Below are 15915 nucleotides of genomic sequence, written 5' to 3' on the forward strand. Positions count from 1 at the left end.
CCCGCGCCCGGCCGCCGCCTCGGCGAGCAGGGCCACGACCTCCTCGTCGGGGGTCTGGGAGAAGTCCCGGTACCACTCGCCGACCGCGCGGAACGCGGGCGGCGACGACAGGCACACCACCTCGTCCGCCGCCCCCCGCAGCCGGAGAACCGCCTCCGGCGGCGCGACCGGAACGGCCAGCACGACCCGCGCCGCGCCCGCGGCGCGCGCGATCTCGCAGGCGGCCGCGGCCGTGGCGCCCGTGGCGATCCCGTCGTCGACCAGGACCACGGTCCGGCCGTCGAGCGGCACGCGCGCCCGGCCCTCGCGGAACCGGTGAGCCCGCCGCTCCAGCTCGGCCTCCTCGCCGCGCTCGACCTCGGCCAGTTCCCGCTCCGGGGCGCGGCTGCGGCGGACGACGTCCTCGTTGAGGACCCGGACCCCGCCTTCGCCGATGGCGCCGAAGGCCAGCTCGCGGTGGTGCGGCACGCCGAGCTTGCGGACGACGATCACGTCGAGGTCGGCGCCCAGCGCCCGCGCCACCTCGAAGGCCACGGGAACGCCGCCGCGCGGCAGCCCCAGGACGACGGGGTCCTCGCCCCGCAGCCGGCCCAGCGCGTCCGCGAGACGCCGTCCCGCGTCCGCACGGTCGGTGAAGATCACAGCCGCTCACCCCGTTCCGGGCGTCCCCCTCGAACGAACCCCATCCCCGGGTCGTCCGCAACCGGAGCCGGCCGGGGGGGGGGGGGGGGGGGGGGGGGGGGGGGCGGCGGGTGGCCGAAGCGGCGTGCGGGCGCCGGAACCGCCGCTGATCACGTCGGATAGGTTGAACGAAGCCCACCCGACGGCACGGTGACCGATCGTCACCTCACGCCCCGGGGCCCGGACCGGCGACGAAGGAGCCACCGCCCGTGATCGTGATAGCCCACCTCAGTGACGTCCACCTCGACGGCGGGCCCCGGGCCGCCGAGCGCACCCGCGCCGTGCTGGACTACCTGGACGGCCTCCCGTACGACCTCGCCGCGGTCCTGATCAGCGGGGACATCACCGACAACGGGACCCCGGACGAGTACGAGGAGGCCCGGAAGCTGCTGACCTCGCGGCACCCGCTGGTGATCTGCCCCGGCAACCACGACGAGCGCCTCGCCTTCCGCCGGGGCCTGCGGGGGGAGGAGGAGCCCTCCGCCGCCCCGGTCGACCAGGTGCTGCGGGGCGAGGGCTTCGTGCTGGCGGTGTGCGACTCCTCGGTCCCGGGGGAGCACCACGGGTACCTGGAGGACTCCACCCTGGAGTGGCTCGACGGCGTCCTGACCGCCACGCCGCCGGAGGTGCCCGTCCTGGTCGCCTTCCACCACCCGCCGGTCGCACTGCACACCCCGTACGTGGACGACATCAGGCAGTTCGGCGAGGAACGCCTGGAGGCGCTGGCCCTGCGCCACCCCCACCTGCGCGCCTTCCTGTGCGGGCACGCCCACACGGCGGCGGCGACCACCTTCGCGGGCCGCCCGCTGCTGGTGGCGCCCGGGGTGGTGTCCACCCTGCGGCTCCCGTGGGAGGAGCAGAGGGACCCCGGTCACCACGTGCACCTGGACGAGCCGCCGGCCGTCGCCTTCCACGTGCTGGGTGGGGACGGGCGGCTGACGACGCATTACCGGGTGGTCGTCGCCCGGCGGTAGCTGCTGCCGTCGCGGGTCCGGGTGAGCCGGCCCGAGGTGATCAGGTAGCGGCGCAGGGCGGAGCAGTCCTCGTGCACGGTCCGCAGCGCGTCGTTCACCTCGGGCTCCGAGTACTCACGGTCCGCGGCGAAGAGGGTCTCGCTCAGGTGCTCCAGCAGCTGTTCGCGGCGGGCGGCCTTGCGCGGGATGGCGAGGAGGCGTCCGCCGGAGAAGAGGTCGGCGACCCCGCGGGGCTCCCGCCGGCCGGTGTCGCGCTGCTCGGCGCCGTGTTGATCAGTGGTCTGTGACATGCCCAGAGCTTCGCCCGGGCCCATCGGGCCGTGCAACGCGTTTTCCCCCGCCCCCGGGCCGGCCCGGGAGCGGGGGACGCGCAGCGGGAGCCGTCAGAGGGTGACGGCGATCTGCTGGGACGGGTCGGTGGTGTCGGTGACCTTGTAGACGGCGTTGAAGGTCGACGTGGTCGCGCTCGTCGGGCAGCCGAAGCCGCCGGAGACGGTCACGGGGACGGTCGCGTTGGTGAAGGTCAGGCTCGACGGGGCGCCGTTCGTCCAGCTGCCCGGGGCGCTGGCGGCCCCGCCGGGCGCGGCGGTGACGGTGCAGGAGGCCAGGCCCGAGGTCTGCACCACGAGCCCGCCGGACGGCACCGTCATGGTCGCCGTGATCGGGGAGCCGTTCTGCATCGACACCGCCCAGGACCCGCTGGTGGTCACCGTCGCGCTCACGCCCGGCATGCTGGTCGTACAGGAGCTGTAGGTCGGCGGGGAGATGGGCGAGGAGACCGGGCCCGCCGGGTTCTGGTTGCCGGGGGCGGCCGGCACCGAGCCGGTGGAGACGGAGACCGAGCAGGTCACCGTGACCGAACCGGCCTTGAGGGTGGCCTTCCCGCTGAGGGTGGCCTTGAAGGCGTGCCCGGCCGGGGTGACGGTGGTCGACCCGGCCGCCGGTAACGGCGCGGCGGTGGCGGTGGCGGAGGCCGCCGTCAGTGCGGCCGCGGCGGCCAGGCCGAGGGCGAACGCGGTGCGCGTACGGCTCATGGCTGTGCTCCTTGGGGATCGGGGTGCGGAGTGGGGGAGTTCCCGGCGGGGGAGGGCCGGGCGGGGGCGGCGGAGCCCCCGGCGCGTGGGGCGGCGTACGGCTGCCAGGCGAACATCAGCCCGCCGCCGAGGATGCCGAGCAGGGTGCCGATCAGGAACCCGCCGAGGTTCGACATGACCAGCGCGGCGGTGGCGACGAGCGTGGTGAGGATCCCGGCGAGGGTGCGCTGTGCGGGGGAGAACCAGCCGGTGAGACCGAGGACGATCATGACGGTGCCCATCAGGACGGACGGGATGCCCGCCACCCCCTGCTGGAGCATGATCTTCAGCGGGGCCAGCGGCAGCACGCTGATCCACGCGCCGGCCAGGACGGCGAAGAGCCCGCCCCAGAAGGGCCTGCCGCGCCGCCACCGCCGCCAGCGGCTCAGAAGCATTCCTTCTTGCCCTTGCTGATGTCCATGCTCAGCCCGGAGAGCTTGAAGGTGCCGGCGTTGGTCGCCCACGCCGTCTGCTGGAGACTGCTGATGCTGACCTTGTCCGCCTGCTGGGCGAACAGGTCCTGCATGCCCTGGGCCTCCGCCGGACCCTTGTCGAGGGTGGAGGCGTCGCGCCCGATCTCGATGTTCGTGAACTCGGCGTCGCCGGCGAGCTGGGTGGCGTCCACGAACAGGTTGGAGGCCTCGACGGGGGCCTTCTTGCCGGCCGTCAGGTTGAGCGAGATGTCCCCGATGACGGGGAGGCTGGTGACCACCGACTGGCACAGCTCGTGCAGTTTGGCCTCCTTGATGGCGGTGACCGCCACCGGGATCAGCTCCTGACGGGCGTTGACGTCGACGCTGCCGTACTGGGCGAAGCCCTCGCCCTCCAGGCTCTTCGCCGACACCTTGAACTGCTGGCCCGACACCGCGAAGGAGGCGGCGAGCGCACCCTGGGCGAGGGCGATGCCGAGACCGGCGGTGACCGCGACGGCGGGGGCGGTCAGCAGGACGAACCTGCGCCAGCGGACCCGCCCGCCGTCTCTGACGAGCTCCTCGCCGGGCGGCTCGGCACCGGATCCGGGCCCGGATTCGGATAAGTTCGGTGAATTTGCCATGAGATGGTCCCTATCTCGGCTGTGCACCTTTGTTACCGACGAGTTGAATGTAAGAGTGCCAATGGTGGTTGGCAAGGTTGTGCGAGTGCACCCTTTGAGCCGACTCCTACTGCTCCGTACGCAGCAGTTCGGCGACCTCCGCCTCCACCCGGCGGCCCATCGCCCGGGCGAACTCCGTGGCCACCACCTCGCCGGCCACCGGCCGCAGCGCCGCCACCGCCTCCCGGACATGATCCAGCTGACTGGCCGAAAGTCGCCCCAGCCCCTCCATGCCGATCACGTGCCGCCGGAACAGCGCCACGAAGCGGTCCGCCAGCGCGGCCGCCTGGACCTGTACGAAGTCCCCCGCGTCCAGGATCTCCCCGAGCGGCACCCCCTGCCGCACCAGCGCCACCGTCGCCTCCAGCAGCCGCCGGCTCGCATACGTGACCCGCTCCCCGTCCAGGCGTACGTAGCCCAGCTCGGCCGCCCGCCGGGTGTGCTCGGCCGTCGCCCCCGGGCCGAACAGCTCGCGCAGCTCGGCCCGGGTCATCGTCACCGGCTCCTCCTGCACCCAGTCCCGGGTCAACTCCCGCTCCAGGCCCAGCAGTTCGGACAGTCCGCCGCCGTGCTCCCAGGCGGCCAGCAGCTCGCCGATGCCGTTGACCGTGTACCCGCGCCCCAGCAGGTCGCTGATCAGCCGCAGCCGGGTCAGGTGGTCGTCGGAGTACCAGGCGATCCGGCCCTCGCGGCGCGGCGGGGGCAGCAGCCCGCGCTCCTGGTAGTAGCGCAGGTTGCGCACCTTGACCCCCGCCGCGCGGGCCACGTCCTCCCGGCGGTAGCGCCGGTCCCCGCCGGCGGCCTGCGCCGCGTCCTGCGTACCGTCCGTCTGCGCCTCGGTGCTCACGCGGCCGAGTGTAGGACCTACCGGCGGGTGTACCGGCAGGTCACATGGGGCGGGGCCGCGACTCGCGCTTGACCGCCCGCAGCACCACGAACTTCGGCTCGCTCGCGGCGACTTCGCAGTTCCCGAACAGGCGCTGGAGGTGCGTGTGGTAGCCCATGTGCCGGTTGGCGACCACCCACAGCTCCCCGCCCGTGCGCAGCGCCTTGCGGGACTGCGCGAACATGCGCAGCGCCGTCGCGTCGGTCGTCGCCTGGTGGGAGTGGAACGGCGGGTTGTTGAGGATCAGGTCCACGGAGGAGGGCGCCAGCATGGCCACCCCGTCGCCGACGAGGAACTCCGCCGTCCGCCGGCCGGGGCGGACGTTGGCCTCGTACGTGGCCCGGGCCGATGCGACGGCCTGGTACGACTCGTCGGTGAAGACCACCTCGGCGTCCGGGTCGGCCACCTGCACGGCCGTGCCGACGACGCCGTTGCCGCAGCCCAGGTCCACGACCCGGGCGCCGTCGGTGTTGGTCGGGATGCTCTGGAGGAAGAAGCGGGTGCCGACGTCCAGACGGTCCGCGCAGAAGATCCCGGCGTGGTTGACCGTCGCCAGCCCGGCCCCCGAGCCGCCGTCCTCGTCGACCGTGTACGTCACCGGCCACGGCGAGGGTCCGGCGGCGGCGAGCAGCGCCGGGTCGGGGGTGCAGAAGATCAGCCGGGCCTTCTTCTCGGCGAGCGAGGTGCGCGTCGGCCCGAGGATCTTCTCGAAGAGGTTCAGCGTGGAGGTGTGGATCTCCTTGACCATGCCGGTGCCCACGACGACCGTGCCCGCGTGCAGGTGCGGGGCCAGCCGGTGCAGCTGGTCCTCCAGCAGCGCCAGGCTCTTGGGCACCCGGACGAGGAGTACGTCGATCCGCGCGGGCGGCGCGTCCCGCGTGGTCAGCAGGGTCACCGTGGACTTGGAGGTGCCGATGCCGGCCCGGTCCAGGTTCGCCTCGGTCGCGGCGCGGGCCAGCGAGGAGTCGGTGATCTGGGCGGGGCGGTACGCGGCCAGGGCCGTGGTCAGCGCCCCCCAGCGGTCGCCGACGACCGTGATCTGCCCGGCGCCGGCCAGGTCCACCGGGCCGCGCTCGCCGGTACCGGCGTCGAGGTGGCGCAGCAGGTACTCGTCGGCGGCGTCCCAGGCGCGGAGCCGGTCGCGGGGGTCGGTGGGGAAGCGGGTGAGTTCGTAGGAGCCGAAAGGCGTGGTCAGGCGGTTCATATTGGCACCCAGGCTAGCCGAGGCGGCCCCGGACGCGTGCCCGGCCGCACCCGCGCCCTGACATTCCACGCCAAGGAGCGGTGCCGGCCCGCCGCCGCGCCACTAAGTTGTGGGCATGAGCAATCTCGATCGCCAGCCCGCTCTCTCCGCCTGCGGCGGCCGCGGCTTCGTCGTGGCCGAGCCGGTGCGCGAGCTCCTCAGCCCGCGCACGGTCAAGCTGGGGGAATCCACCGAGGTCCGCCGACTCCTGCCGAACCTGGGCCGCCGCATGGTGGGCGCCTGGTGCTTCGTCGACCACTACGGCCCGGACGACATCGCGGACGAACCCGGCATGCAGGTCCCGCCGCACCCCCACGCCGGGCTGCAGACCGTGAGCTGGCTGCACGACGGCGAGGTGCTGCACCGCGACAGCACGGGCAGCCTCGCCACGATCCGCCCGCGCGAGCTGGGCCTGATGACCTCCGGCCGGGGCATCAGCCACTCCGAGGAGAGCCCCCGCCCGCACGCCCGCCTCCTGCACGGCGCCCAGCTGTGGGTGGCCCTCCCCGACGCCCACCGCGACGTCGCCCCGCACTTCCAGCACCACGCCGACCTCCCCCGGGTCACGGCCCCCGGCCTGGACGCGACGGTGATCCTGGGCACCCTGGACACGGCGACCTCCCCGGGCACCGCGTACACCCCCATCGTCGGCGCGGACCTCGCCCTGGCCGCCGGCACCGAGACCCGCCTCCCCCTGAACCCGGACTTCGAGTACGCGGTCCTCTCCATGTCGGGCGAGGCCCACGTGGACGACGTCCCGGTCCTCCCCGGCTCGATGCTCTACCTGGGCTGCGGCCGCACCGAACTCCCCCTGCGCGCGGCCTCGGACGCGGGCCTGATGCTGCTGGGGGGCGAGCCGTTCGAGGAGGAGATCGTGATGTTCTGGAACTGGATCGGCCGCTCCCACGAGGAGATCGCCCAGGCCCGCGAAGACTGGATGAACGGGTCCCGATTCGGCGAGGTAAAGGGCTACGACGGCCCTCCGATTCCCGCCCCGGAACTGCCTCCAACCCACCTGAAAGCGCGGGGAAGGGTGCGTTGACCTGCTATTTCATGCGGACCCGGGCCGGGTGCAGTGTTCGCACCCGGCCCTCCGCTTCACGTTCTGCAGAAGAGTCGGCCAGCGGTGGTGCGACAGCCGTCGGAGCCAGCGGTCGAGGCTCCTGACCGGCACCGCGAACCGCATCAGCGGCCGAGCCGGCTGCGCCCCGCCCGCGCTCGCGGCGCAGGGGTTCGACGCCACCCACACCGTCGACGACTGCTCCGGAAAGCCCACGTACTTCGCCATGGAAACCGGCTTCCGCTACACCGAATCCCTCGGAGCCGGCGCACTTGCCCCACGGGATTTGTTCACCGCGTTCGTCAAGGCGGCCGAGTCCAAATGCGGGTGTGCCAAGTCGTAGTGGCCCGTCGTTGGCCTTCAACTGGAGGCGGGCGTAGGGGGTCACTCCAGGCCGGAGACCCTGAAGACCGTTCGGGCCGTCTCGCGGTCGATGCGCTGCGCAAGCTGTTGCAGGGCGGTCACGCCGGAGAGCAGGGTGCCCTGCCGGATCGATGCGCGTGCGTCCGTATCGAGGAGGTGCCACATCGCCGGATTGCGGACCAGGACGGTCGGGTCGATCTCCACCCGGTTTCCGTCCGTGTCGCGAAGGACCATCCGCTGGGCCACCCCGTCAGACCAGCGGACCGAGACGAGGCAGTCGGTGCGGACCGTGTCCGTCGTGAGCAGTCCGCGGGAGCTCAGCAGGCCAGTACGTACGGAGACCCGAGACGGATGCAAGATCACGAAGAGCAGGCCGGCGAGGCCGGTCCACAGGGCGCCACGCGTCGGATCGAGGGTTCCGAAACCGGCGTCCACGACGAGCAGAGCGGCGAAGAGGAGGAACGCGACGCCGATCGCAGAGCGCAGCTCACCAGCCCAGTTGACGTCGTGCGCGAGGGGGCCGGGACGTGCCGCCGCGGCGGCGTGTGCGCCGGTCGGGGCAGGGGTGCGACGTCGTTCCATGAGAGCGACGTTAGGGCTGGTAGAGGCTCTGGAGCCGGACTCTGACGCACCGCTGATGTGATGGCTACGCCATCTTGATGAGACTCCCCTCTTCCGAGCGGAAGCCCGTCGGCCTCAAGGGCCCGGTGGGGTGAGTGACGGCGACGGCCGGGAGTCGTCGTACGGCGGCGGGCTCCATGGTGCGGGGGTGGGCGAGGGCTTGAAGGGTCCTGCCCGGTTCGCCATGAGGATCAGCATCGTCCCGGTGAAGAGCAGAGTGATGATGATGAGGGCGCGCCCGACGGAGTTGTGGGGGTTGTAGGAGTAGCGGTTCGTACCCCACTTGCTCCGTCTGAAGACCGGTTCGTCGTCGTACCGCACAGGCAGTCTCCTTCAAGTCACAGGGGGGAGGAGGATAGTCCGGTCAGGGCCGTGGAACGGTTCGAAGGCACGCTCACGGTCGTCGGCGTGGATCCCGGGACCCCGGTCGGCGATCCTGATCTCGACCCGGCCGGCCAGGGCGCTCGCCGTCACCAGCACGGGAAGGTCCCCGGGGGCGTGGCGGACCGCGTTGCCGACCAGGTTCGCCAGGACCCGTTCAAGGAGAGGCGGGTCGGCTTGGAGCGCCGGGACCGTCTCCAGGTTCTGTACGTCGATGCCGGGCCCGTCCGCGGACAGCGGTTCCAGGGAGTCCAGTGCGGCCGGCAGGACTTCCTCGAGGGTGGCGCCCCGCAGTTCGAGGGTGAGGGCGCCGGCTTGCAGGCGGCTGAGATCGAGCCGCCATCGCGAAGTCCACCAGGGCCGTGGGGACTTCGTCGCCGACGACGGAGTGGTAGCTGCCGCCCAGGTCCTCGACGAGGGCCCGCTGCGCGGTGAGTGCCGCGTGCGAGACCCCGGCGGCGAGACCGTCGCTGCGCGTGATGTGCACGGCGAGCAGCTCGCCGCCGGCGGACCTGCCGGCGATGCGGGCGGCGCGGCGGATCAGGGTCTCGCCCTCGGGACCGCCCGTGAGCGCCACCACCACCCGCTCCCGGGTCTCCCAGACGTCCCCGATTCCGTGCTCGACCCGGTACTTGTGCAGGGCTTCGTCCACCCGCCCGGCCAGACACAAGAGCGCCAGTTCGCGCAGCGCGATGAGGTTGCCGGGGCGGAAGTAGTTCGCGAGGGAGGCGTCGATCCGTTCCGGGGGACAGATATTGCCGTGGGCCATCCGGCGTCGGAGTCCCTCAGGGGGTATGTCGACCAGCTCGATCTCGTCGGCACGGCGTACGAACTCATCGGGGACCGTTTCGCGCTGCGGCACCCCGGTGATCTTCTCGACGACGTCGCTCAGCGACTCCAGGTGCTGGATGTTGAGGGTGGTGACGACGTCGATCCCGGCGGCGAGCATGTCCTCGACGTCCTGCCAGCGCTTCGGGTGCCGGTCTCCGCCCGGGACGTTGCTGTGGGCGAGTTCGTCGATCAGCACCACCTGCGGCTTCCTGGCCAGCAGCGCCTCGCGGTCCAGCTCCGTGTACCGGCCCCCACGGTAGTCGTGGCAGGCCAGGGGGAGCATCTCCAGACCGTCGAGCTTCGCCTCGGTGTGCCGGCGCCGGTGGCACTCCACGAAACCGCCCACGACGTCCGCGCCGCGGGCCACCCGGCGGTGCGCCTCGTCGAGCATCCGGTACGTCTTGCCGACACCGGGAGCCGCGCCCAGAAAGACCTTGAGCCTTCCGAGCCAGAGGTCCGGCCGCGCACCGGCCGCCGGGGCGGCCTCGTGGATGGTCGTCACGCTCAGAACTTCTCGGGGAAGAACAACGCCAGGACCAGATACCCGACAAGGCTGACCGCGACGACGATGCCTACGACAGTCTCCGTGCTCACCCGTACACCGACTCCTCCGTGCGTCCTCGACCTCACCAGCGAACATCAACAGAACACTGAACGAAACGGCCCATACGGCTTCCTGACGCGGGTCGGCCGGGACTTTGACGGTGTATTGACGGCCGCTCCATCGAGAGGGTGAAGGTTGGTGTGCCGGGAAGCCTGGTCGGCGTCGTGTGACCGCATGGTCCGCGTCGACTCGGGTGGGGGCGGAATGCGCGGCGTCGGTACGGTCTTGTTCCTCGTGGTGCTGGCCACGGTCGTACCCACGGGCGCCCGCCGATGGCGAATCCCCGCGCACTCACTGCTCGCCCCTGCTCTACGCCAGTGCGGAGGACTGTCCCGGCGCGAACTGCGCCTCGTGAGGGAGCCGGTCAGCGTGCTCGCCGTCGGCCTGGTCCTGGCCTCGGCGGCCGCAGGAGGGGTTGCTGCCGTGGTTGGATCCCTTCTTGCGGCGGGCCCTCTTCCTGCGTGCGCGCTTGGACATGCCGGTGTACCCCTTCAGGCGGTGTGGCCGACGAGGAGGTCGGCGAGCTTGTTGAGGCGCTTGACGGTGCGGTCCTCGGTGGCGGCGGGGGCCGGGGCGACACGCTCGGAGCGGTCGTAGTACGCGCCGTTGACGATCTCCGTGGCCGCGTCGCAGAGCCGTGCGACGTGACGGGCGCCTTCCGCGGCCGGCGCGCCCTCGTGTCCGTACAGCGGAAGGAGGCCGTTCTCGCACACGCCGGCGGTGGCGATCAGCCGGTCGGTGGCCGCCTGGGACTCCTCGGGGGTGCGGCCGTGGAGGAGGACGGTGGCGCCGCGCTCGGCGAGCTGGCGGGTGGTCTCGTAGCCGATGCCGGAGGTGGCTCCGGTGACGACTGGCCGCTGGCTGGACGCAGACTGGTGTGGCGGCGGAGCCGGAAGACGGTCCGGCGGCACGCGGCTGGTGGCGGTGACCCGAACATCGTCCGAAGCGGCGCAGGGTCCCACCGTGGGGGTACGGACCTGAGCGAGCGCGTGCCGGTCACCCGTCGCGCAACACATGAGCCGTCCGGCTCTCCGGTGAGGGGATACCGGGGCCGGACGGCTCGCGTGTTTTCCCGCGTAAGCGAAGCCGAGTCCTCCCGGCTGGCAAGTAGTTGCTAATGTGGCAAGTAGATGCCGGGCTGGCAGGTACAAGGTTGCTCGGCGACGGCGGGAGGGGTTTGCCATGCATGAACAGGCCGATGCAGCGGCATCGTTGAAGGGCATTGCGCGGATCGAGGGGACCGTGCGGGGGCGAGGCGGCTGGTACGTCGGCTACCTCTGGCTGTTCGCCGTGTGGCAGCTGGCCCTCGTTCCCGCGGTGCTGCTGTGGCACGGGCGAACGGGGACCCTCGTCAGCACGCTCTCGAACGCTCTCGTGGTCATGGGGCTGTCCCTGTTCGCCACGCGGCAGCCCGTAGTCCCGCGCGGCTACGGCGGCAGGCACCTCAGGGTGATCGGAGGTTGGGCGGTTGCCTACGTCCTGACCCTCGTGTTCGGCTTCACCGTCTTCCTGGACAGCGTCGCGTTCGCGGCCGTGGCCGCCCTCGCGTGCGCGCTTCCGGCTGCTGCGGCAGCCTGGCGGGAGGTGCGCGCCGTATGACGCCGGTGGCCTCGGCGGGTGCCGGGCAGGGCCCTCATCCGCGCCACGGACTCGCGCCCCTTCTGGCGTCGGCCGTGCGTCTGTCGATCGTCGCGGCCCTCGCTGCCGTGGAGAAGGCCGAGTTCGCCTACGTACGGGATCTCGTCGAGATCACCGACTCCGCCTTGTCGAAACAGGTCTCGCGCCTGGAGGAAGCGGGTTGGGTGACGGTCGAGAAGGGGCAGGTCGGACGCCGGCCACGGACCTGGCTGTGTCTGACCGAGGAGGGACTGGCCGCCTACCGGCGCCACGTCGCCGCGCTCACGGCAATCGCGGGTCCGCTGTACTGATACGCGGGGCGATGGCTGCCACAGCCTGTGACCAGCCTCGTCGGGACCCGGTCCGCGGGCCCCGACGGATCGGCCGGTTGTCGCGTTGTCAGGTGACCGCAGAGGTCGGCAGGTCCGCGGTGACCGGCGGGGTGCCGCCTGCCATGGGAAGTGTGAGGACCATGGTGAGGCCGCCGCCGGGGGTGTCCTCAGCGGTGAGGGTGCCGCCGATGGCCTCCGTGAAGCCGCGGGCGACGGCGAGTCCGAGGCCGACGCCGGCGCCTCGCGGGGCGTCGCCGTGGCGTTGGAAGGGTTCGAAGATGCGGTCCTTGGCCTCGTCCGGGACGCCGGGGCCCCGGTCGACGACCCGTAGTTCGACGCGGCTCCCCAGAGCGCTGGCGGAGACGTTGACGGGCTGGCCGGCAGGGCTGTACTTGACCGCGTTCTCGACGATGTTGGCGACGGCCCGCTCCAGCAGACCGCGGTCGACGGCGACCATCGGAAGGGTCTCGGGGATGTCGAGTTCGACACGGTCCTCCGGTACGCCGCCCAGGGCCATGGGGACGACCTCGTCGAGGTCGGTCTCGCGGATGAGCGGTACGACGGTGCCGGTGTTGAGGCGGGACATGTCGAGGAGGTTCCCGATCAGGGCCGCTAGGCGGTCGGCGCCGTCTTCGATCCCTTCGAGGAGTTCGGCCTTGTCGTCATCGGACCATTCGACGTCGTCGGAGCGCAGGGAGCTGACGGAAGCCTTGATGCCGGCCAGCGGGGTGCGCAGGTCGTGGCTGACGGCGGCGAGCAGTGCGGTGCGGATGCGGTTGGCCTCGGCGAGTGAGCGCGACTTCTCCGCCTCGTCGACGAGGCGCTGGCGGTCGAGTACCACGGCCGCCTGCGCGCCGAAGGCGCCGAGGACGCGGCGGTCCTCGGCGGGCAGGACCCGGCCGGTCAGGGCGAGCGCCAGGTTGTCGCCGATGGGCAGGTCGACGTCCGCCTCCTCGGGACGGCTGACGGGACCGGTGCCGACGGATGCCGCCGTCGTCCAGGGGTCGACTTCACTGGTGCGTTCCAGCAGGACGACCGACTGCATGGCGAAGGTCTCACGGAGCCGTTCGAGGAGGGCGTCGAGGGAGTCCTCGCCCCGCAGGACACTGCCGGCGAGGAAGGAGAGGATCTCGGACTCGGCGCGCAGCCGGGCCGCCTGGTGGGTGCGCCGGGCGGCGAGGTCGACCACGGAGGCCACCGACACCGCCACACCGACGAAGATCGCGATGGCGACGATGTTCTTCGGGTCGGAGATCGTGAACTGGTGCAGCGGCGGCGTGAAGTAGTAGTTCAGGAGCAGGGACCCGAACGCCGCCGAGGCGAGTGCGGGGAGCAGCCCGCCGAGGAGTGCCGCCGCCACCGTGCACGTGAGGAAGAGCAGCATGTCGTTGGCGAGGCCGAGGTCGGGGACGAGCTGGTTCAGCAGAACGGTGAGCAGGACGGGGCCGCCGATACCGGCCAGCCAGCCCCAGATGCGGCGGGACCGTCCAAGGCGTGCGCCGCGCGCGACGGGCAGGCCGCGGCCCTTGGCGGCCTCGTCGTGGGTGACGATGTGGACGTCGAGGTCCGGGCCCGATTCGCGGGCGACGGTGGCGCTGACGCCGGGGCTGAAAACGGACTGCCAGGACTTGCGGCGACTGACCCCGAGGACGATCTGGGTGGCGTTGCAGCCGCGGGCGAACTCCAGGAGCGCGTCCGAGACGTCGTCGCCTATGACGTGGTGGAAGGTGCCGCCCAGGTCCTCGACCAGGGTTCTCTGGACGGCCAGCTCCTTGGGTGAGGCGGCGGTGAGGCCGTCGCTCGCGGCGATGTAGACGGCGAGTACCTCGCCGCCCGCGCCCTTCTCCGCGAGACGGGCGGCGCGCCGGATGAGCGTACGGCCCTCGGGGCCGCCGGTGAGGCCGACGACGATGCGTTCGCGCGCCTGCCAGGTGGAGCGGATGTTGTGCTCGCCCCGGTACTCCTGGAGGTACTCGTCGACCCGGTCGGCCACCCACAGCAGCGCCAGCTCACGCAGAGCGGTCAGATTGCCGGGACGGAAGTAGTTGGAGAGGGCCGCGTCGACCTTGTCGGGCTTGTAGACGTTGCCGTGGGCCATACGGCGCCGCAGCGCTTGCGGGGACATGTCGACCAGCTCGATCTGGTCCGCCCGCCGGGCCACCTCGTCGGGGACGGTCTCGCGCTGGCGGACACCGGTGATCGTCTCCACCACGTCGCCCAGCGATTCCAGGTGCTGGATGTTCACGGTCGAGACTACGTCGATGCCCGCCTGGAGCAGTTCCTCCACGTCCTGCCAGCGCTTGGCGTTGCGCGAGCCGGGCACGTTGGTGTGGGCGAGCTCGTCCACCAGCGCGACGGCGGGGCGCCGGGCGAGGATCGCGTCGACGTCCATCTCGGTGAACGTGGAACCGCGGTACTCCAGCTCACGCCGCTCGATGAGCTCGAGCCCGTGCAGCATTACCTCGGTCCGCGGCCGGCTGTGGTGCTCGACGAATCCGACGACGCAGTCGGTGCCCCGCTCGACCCGGCGATGCGCCTCGGAGAGCATCGCGTACGTCTTGCCGACGCCGGGTGCCGCACCGAGGTAGATGCGGAGCTTGCCGCGTCCCATGTTCAGACTCTTCTTCTCTGTTGGCGGTCGGGCGGATGATCAGGGTTCGAAGCGGTATCCCATGCCCGGTTCGGTGATCAGGTACCGGGGGTGCGAGGGGTCCGCTTCCAGTTTGCGCCGGAGCTGGGCCATGTAGACGCGCAGGTAGTTGGTGTTCTCGCCGTAGGTCGGGCCCCAGACCTCCAGCAGCAGTCGGGCCTGGGTGATCAGTCGGCCCGGGTGGGTGATGAGGATTTCCAGCAGGTGCCACTCGGTCGGGGTCAGGCGTACCGTGCGATCGCCGCGGTACACCTTCTTCGCGACCAGGTCGACGGTGAACTCTTCGGTCGTGACGCTGGAGACCTCGTCGGCCCGCGAGGCGCCTGCCGGCTCCTGTCTGCGGGCGGCCGCCCGCAGGCGGGCCAGGAGCTCGTCCATGCTGAACGGTTTCGTCACGTAGTCATCGGCGCCCGCGTCCAGGGCCCGGATCTTGTCTTCCGAGGTGTGGCGGGCGGACAGCACCAGGATGGGCACGCGGCTCCAGCCGCGAACACCCTTGATCACGTCGACGCCGTCCATGTCGGGCAGCCCGAGGTCGAGCACGATGACGTCCGGCTTGCGCGCGGCCGCCAGGCGCAGGGCCGAGCCGCCGTCCGGAGCCTCTTCGACCTCGAATTTGCGCGCCTGGAGATTGATCTTCAGGGCGCGGACGAGCTGGGGATCGTCCTCCACCACCAGCACCCGGGTCATGGGTGTGCAGCCTTTCCTTCGATGCGGGCACGGTCGGGAGCCGGCGAGACGCGAGCATCCGCGCCCCGCCGGCTCCCGGTCCGTGCGATGTGGCACATCAGCTCTTGGTCAGTGCCTTGAGGGCGGTGTTGAGTTCGAGGACGTTGACGCGGGGTTCGCCCATGAAGCCGAGGGTCCGGCCGGTGGTGTGGTCCGCGACGAGCTTCTCGACCTGCTTGACGTCGAGCTTGTTCTGCTCGGCGACCCGGTGGACCTGGAGCTTGGCGTACGCGGGGGAGATGTTCGGGTCCAGGCCGGAGCCGGAGGAGGTGACGGCGTCGGCCGGGACGTCCTCGGGCTTGACCTTGTAGCCGGCCGTGGAGTTGTCGGCGATGACGCCTTCCTTGGCAGCGACGACCTGCGCGCAGAGGGTGCCTTCCTCGGCGTCCTTGGTGCACTTGCCGTCCACGGCCCCGTTGTCGGCGGAGCGGTTGGTGGCGCCCGACAGGATCAGCGAGTACTGGGTGTTGACGCTGTTGGCGCCGAGGCCGTTGGAGGGGCGCGGCTGGAACCACTTCAGGTCCGGCTTCGCGGCCTCTTCCGGGTCGTCGGGGTTCTGCTTCGGGAGGTTGTAGGTCTGCCCGATGAGGGAGGAGCCGACGACGTTGCCGCTCTTGTCCTTGATCTCGGAGCCGTTGGCCTTGTCGTTGAAGAGGGCCTGGGCGATGCCGGTGACGGCGAGCGGGTAGATGACCCCGCAGATCACGGTCAGGACGAGCAGGGCGCGCAGGCCTGCGCCGATCAACCGTGCGGTGTTGCCTACAGAGTTGTTCATGT

At 71.5% G+C, this 15915-nt stretch carries 19 protein-coding genes and 2 pseudogenes; 4 read left to right on the forward strand and 17 right to left on the reverse strand.

The genetic code is table 11. The features are described 5' to 3' along the window. Nucleotides 1-9: 9 nt before the first annotated feature. Nucleotides 10-642: pseudogene (locus D1J60_RS30800) on the reverse strand (phosphoribosyltransferase family protein); the annotation flags it as partial. 248 nt (nucleotides 643-890) lie between these two features. Here D1J60_RS30800 and D1J60_RS30805 point away from each other — a divergent pair. Beyond that, complete coding sequence (locus tag D1J60_RS30805; RefSeq protein ID WP_125823342.1) at nucleotides 891-1655, forward strand: metallophosphoesterase; 765 nt, start codon at nucleotides 891-893, stop codon at nucleotides 1653-1655. Here D1J60_RS30805 and D1J60_RS30810 read toward each other — a convergent pair. The 6 genes from D1J60_RS30810 to D1J60_RS30835 all read right to left on the reverse strand — a co-directional run bounded on the left by D1J60_RS30810 (nucleotide 1628) and on the right by D1J60_RS30835 (nucleotide 5902). Beyond that, nucleotides 1628-1945, reverse strand: coding sequence for a DUF2087 domain-containing protein (locus tag D1J60_RS30810; protein WP_125823343.1), 318 nt, complete (start codon nucleotides 1943-1945; stop codon nucleotides 1628-1630). The genes D1J60_RS30805 and D1J60_RS30810 overlap by 28 nt on opposite strands. Before the next feature lie 93 nt (nucleotides 1946-2038). Next, the gene (locus D1J60_RS30815; RefSeq protein WP_125823344.1) at nucleotides 2039-2689 is read right to left on the reverse strand and encodes a hypothetical protein; all 651 of its coding nucleotides are present in this window, start codon (nucleotides 2687-2689) and stop codon (nucleotides 2039-2041) included. After that, the gene (locus D1J60_RS30820; protein WP_125823345.1) at nucleotides 2686-3123 is read right to left on the reverse strand and encodes a DUF6114 domain-containing protein; all 438 of its coding nucleotides are present in this window, start codon (nucleotides 3121-3123) and stop codon (nucleotides 2686-2688) included. The genes D1J60_RS30815 and D1J60_RS30820 overlap by 4 nt, the downstream gene beginning before the upstream one ends. Further along, entirely contained in the window at nucleotides 3114-3671 is a 558-nt protein-coding gene (locus D1J60_RS30825; protein WP_125603102.1) for a DUF6230 family protein, read from the reverse strand. Before D1J60_RS30825 ends, D1J60_RS30820 begins: the two co-directional genes overlap by 10 nt. Nucleotides 3672-3888: 217 nt before the next feature. Further along, nucleotides 3889-4668 carry a MerR family transcriptional regulator gene (locus D1J60_RS30830; RefSeq protein ID WP_241253453.1) on the reverse strand — a complete coding sequence of 260 codons (780 nt, stop codon included), beginning with the start codon at nucleotides 4666-4668 and terminating at the stop codon, nucleotides 3889-3891. A 40-nt stretch (nucleotides 4669-4708) separates the two neighbouring features. Beyond that, nucleotides 4709-5902, reverse strand: a complete 1194-nt coding sequence (locus tag D1J60_RS30835) for a methyltransferase (RefSeq protein ID WP_125824285.1) — start codon at nucleotides 5900-5902, stop codon at nucleotides 4709-4711. 124 nt (nucleotides 5903-6026) lie between these two features. Here D1J60_RS30835 and D1J60_RS30840 point away from each other — a divergent pair, with 124 nt between their 5' ends. Further along, on the forward strand, nucleotides 6027-6992 hold the full coding sequence (locus D1J60_RS30840) for a pirin family protein (RefSeq protein ID WP_125823346.1): 966 nt from the start codon (nucleotides 6027-6029) through the stop codon (nucleotides 6990-6992). 402 nt (nucleotides 6993-7394) lie between these two features. On the opposite strand, the gene D1J60_RS30845 is transcribed toward D1J60_RS30840, so the two are convergent. The 7 genes and pseudogenes from D1J60_RS30845 to D1J60_RS30870 all read right to left on the reverse strand — a co-directional run bounded on the left by D1J60_RS30845 (nucleotide 7395) and on the right by D1J60_RS30870 (nucleotide 10721). Then, a complete protein-coding gene (locus tag D1J60_RS30845) occupies nucleotides 7395-7955 on the reverse strand; it encodes a hypothetical protein (protein ID WP_125823347.1) in 561 nt (186 codons plus the stop codon). A gap of 114 nt (nucleotides 7956-8069) precedes the next feature. Continuing rightward, the gene (locus D1J60_RS30850; protein ID WP_125823348.1) at nucleotides 8070-8315 is read right to left on the reverse strand and encodes a hypothetical protein; all 246 of its coding nucleotides are present in this window, start codon (nucleotides 8313-8315) and stop codon (nucleotides 8070-8072) included. A gap of 12 nt (nucleotides 8316-8327) precedes the next feature. Beyond that, nucleotides 8328-8696, reverse strand: coding sequence for an ATP-binding protein (locus D1J60_RS38895; RefSeq protein WP_347147208.1), 369 nt, complete (start codon nucleotides 8694-8696; stop codon nucleotides 8328-8330). A 16-nt stretch (nucleotides 8697-8712) separates the two neighbouring features. After that, nucleotides 8713-9708: pseudogene (locus D1J60_RS30855) on the reverse strand (histidine kinase); the annotation flags it as partial. A gap of 2 nt (nucleotides 9709-9710) precedes the next feature. Next, nucleotides 9711-9800 (reverse strand): K(+)-transporting ATPase subunit F, encoded by a 90-nt coding sequence (gene kdpF / locus D1J60_RS30860; RefSeq protein WP_125594421.1) that lies wholly within the window; start codon nucleotides 9798-9800, stop codon nucleotides 9711-9713. A gap of 319 nt (nucleotides 9801-10119) precedes the next feature. Further along, nucleotides 10120-10287, reverse strand: coding sequence for a hypothetical protein (locus D1J60_RS37505; protein ID WP_164721006.1), 168 nt, complete (start codon nucleotides 10285-10287; stop codon nucleotides 10120-10122). Between the two features lie 14 nt (nucleotides 10288-10301). After that, the gene (locus D1J60_RS30870) at nucleotides 10302-10721 is read right to left on the reverse strand and encodes an SDR family NAD(P)-dependent oxidoreductase (protein WP_241253454.1); all 420 of its coding nucleotides are present in this window, start codon (nucleotides 10719-10721) and stop codon (nucleotides 10302-10304) included. Nucleotides 10722-10992: 271 nt separating this feature from the next. Between D1J60_RS30870 and D1J60_RS30875 the strand changes: the two genes are divergently transcribed. Together D1J60_RS30875 and D1J60_RS30880 are read left to right on the forward strand one after the other, a co-directional pair. Further along, a complete protein-coding gene (locus D1J60_RS30875; protein WP_125823350.1) occupies nucleotides 10993-11409 on the forward strand; it encodes a hypothetical protein in 417 nt (138 codons plus the stop codon). Beyond that, nucleotides 11406-11738, forward strand: coding sequence for a transcriptional regulator (locus tag D1J60_RS30880; protein ID WP_125823351.1), 333 nt, complete (start codon nucleotides 11406-11408; stop codon nucleotides 11736-11738). Before D1J60_RS30875 ends, D1J60_RS30880 begins: the two co-directional genes overlap by 4 nt. An 88-nt stretch (nucleotides 11739-11826) precedes the next feature. Here the strand turns inward: D1J60_RS30880 and D1J60_RS30885 are convergent, their stop codons facing one another. From D1J60_RS30885 to D1J60_RS30895, 3 genes are all read right to left on the reverse strand, one after another. Beyond that, entirely contained in the window at nucleotides 11827-14370 is a 2544-nt protein-coding gene (locus D1J60_RS30885) for a sensor histidine kinase KdpD (protein ID WP_125823352.1), read from the reverse strand. Nucleotides 14371-14409: 39 nt separating this feature from the next. Further along, on the reverse strand, nucleotides 14410-15099 hold the full coding sequence (locus D1J60_RS30890; RefSeq protein WP_125823353.1) for a response regulator: 690 nt from the start codon (nucleotides 15097-15099) through the stop codon (nucleotides 14410-14412). A 97-nt stretch (nucleotides 15100-15196) separates the two neighbouring features. After that, complete coding sequence (locus D1J60_RS30895) at nucleotides 15197-15913, reverse strand: potassium-transporting ATPase subunit C (protein WP_125823354.1); 717 nt, start codon at nucleotides 15911-15913, stop codon at nucleotides 15197-15199. Nucleotides 15914-15915 lie beyond the last annotated feature (2 nt).

It is taken from the genome of Streptomyces sp. W1SF4, from assembly GCF_003950035.1.
In the GTDB taxonomy this organism is placed as follows: domain Bacteria; phylum Actinomycetota; class Actinomycetes; order Streptomycetales; family Streptomycetaceae; genus Streptomyces; species Streptomyces racemochromogenes.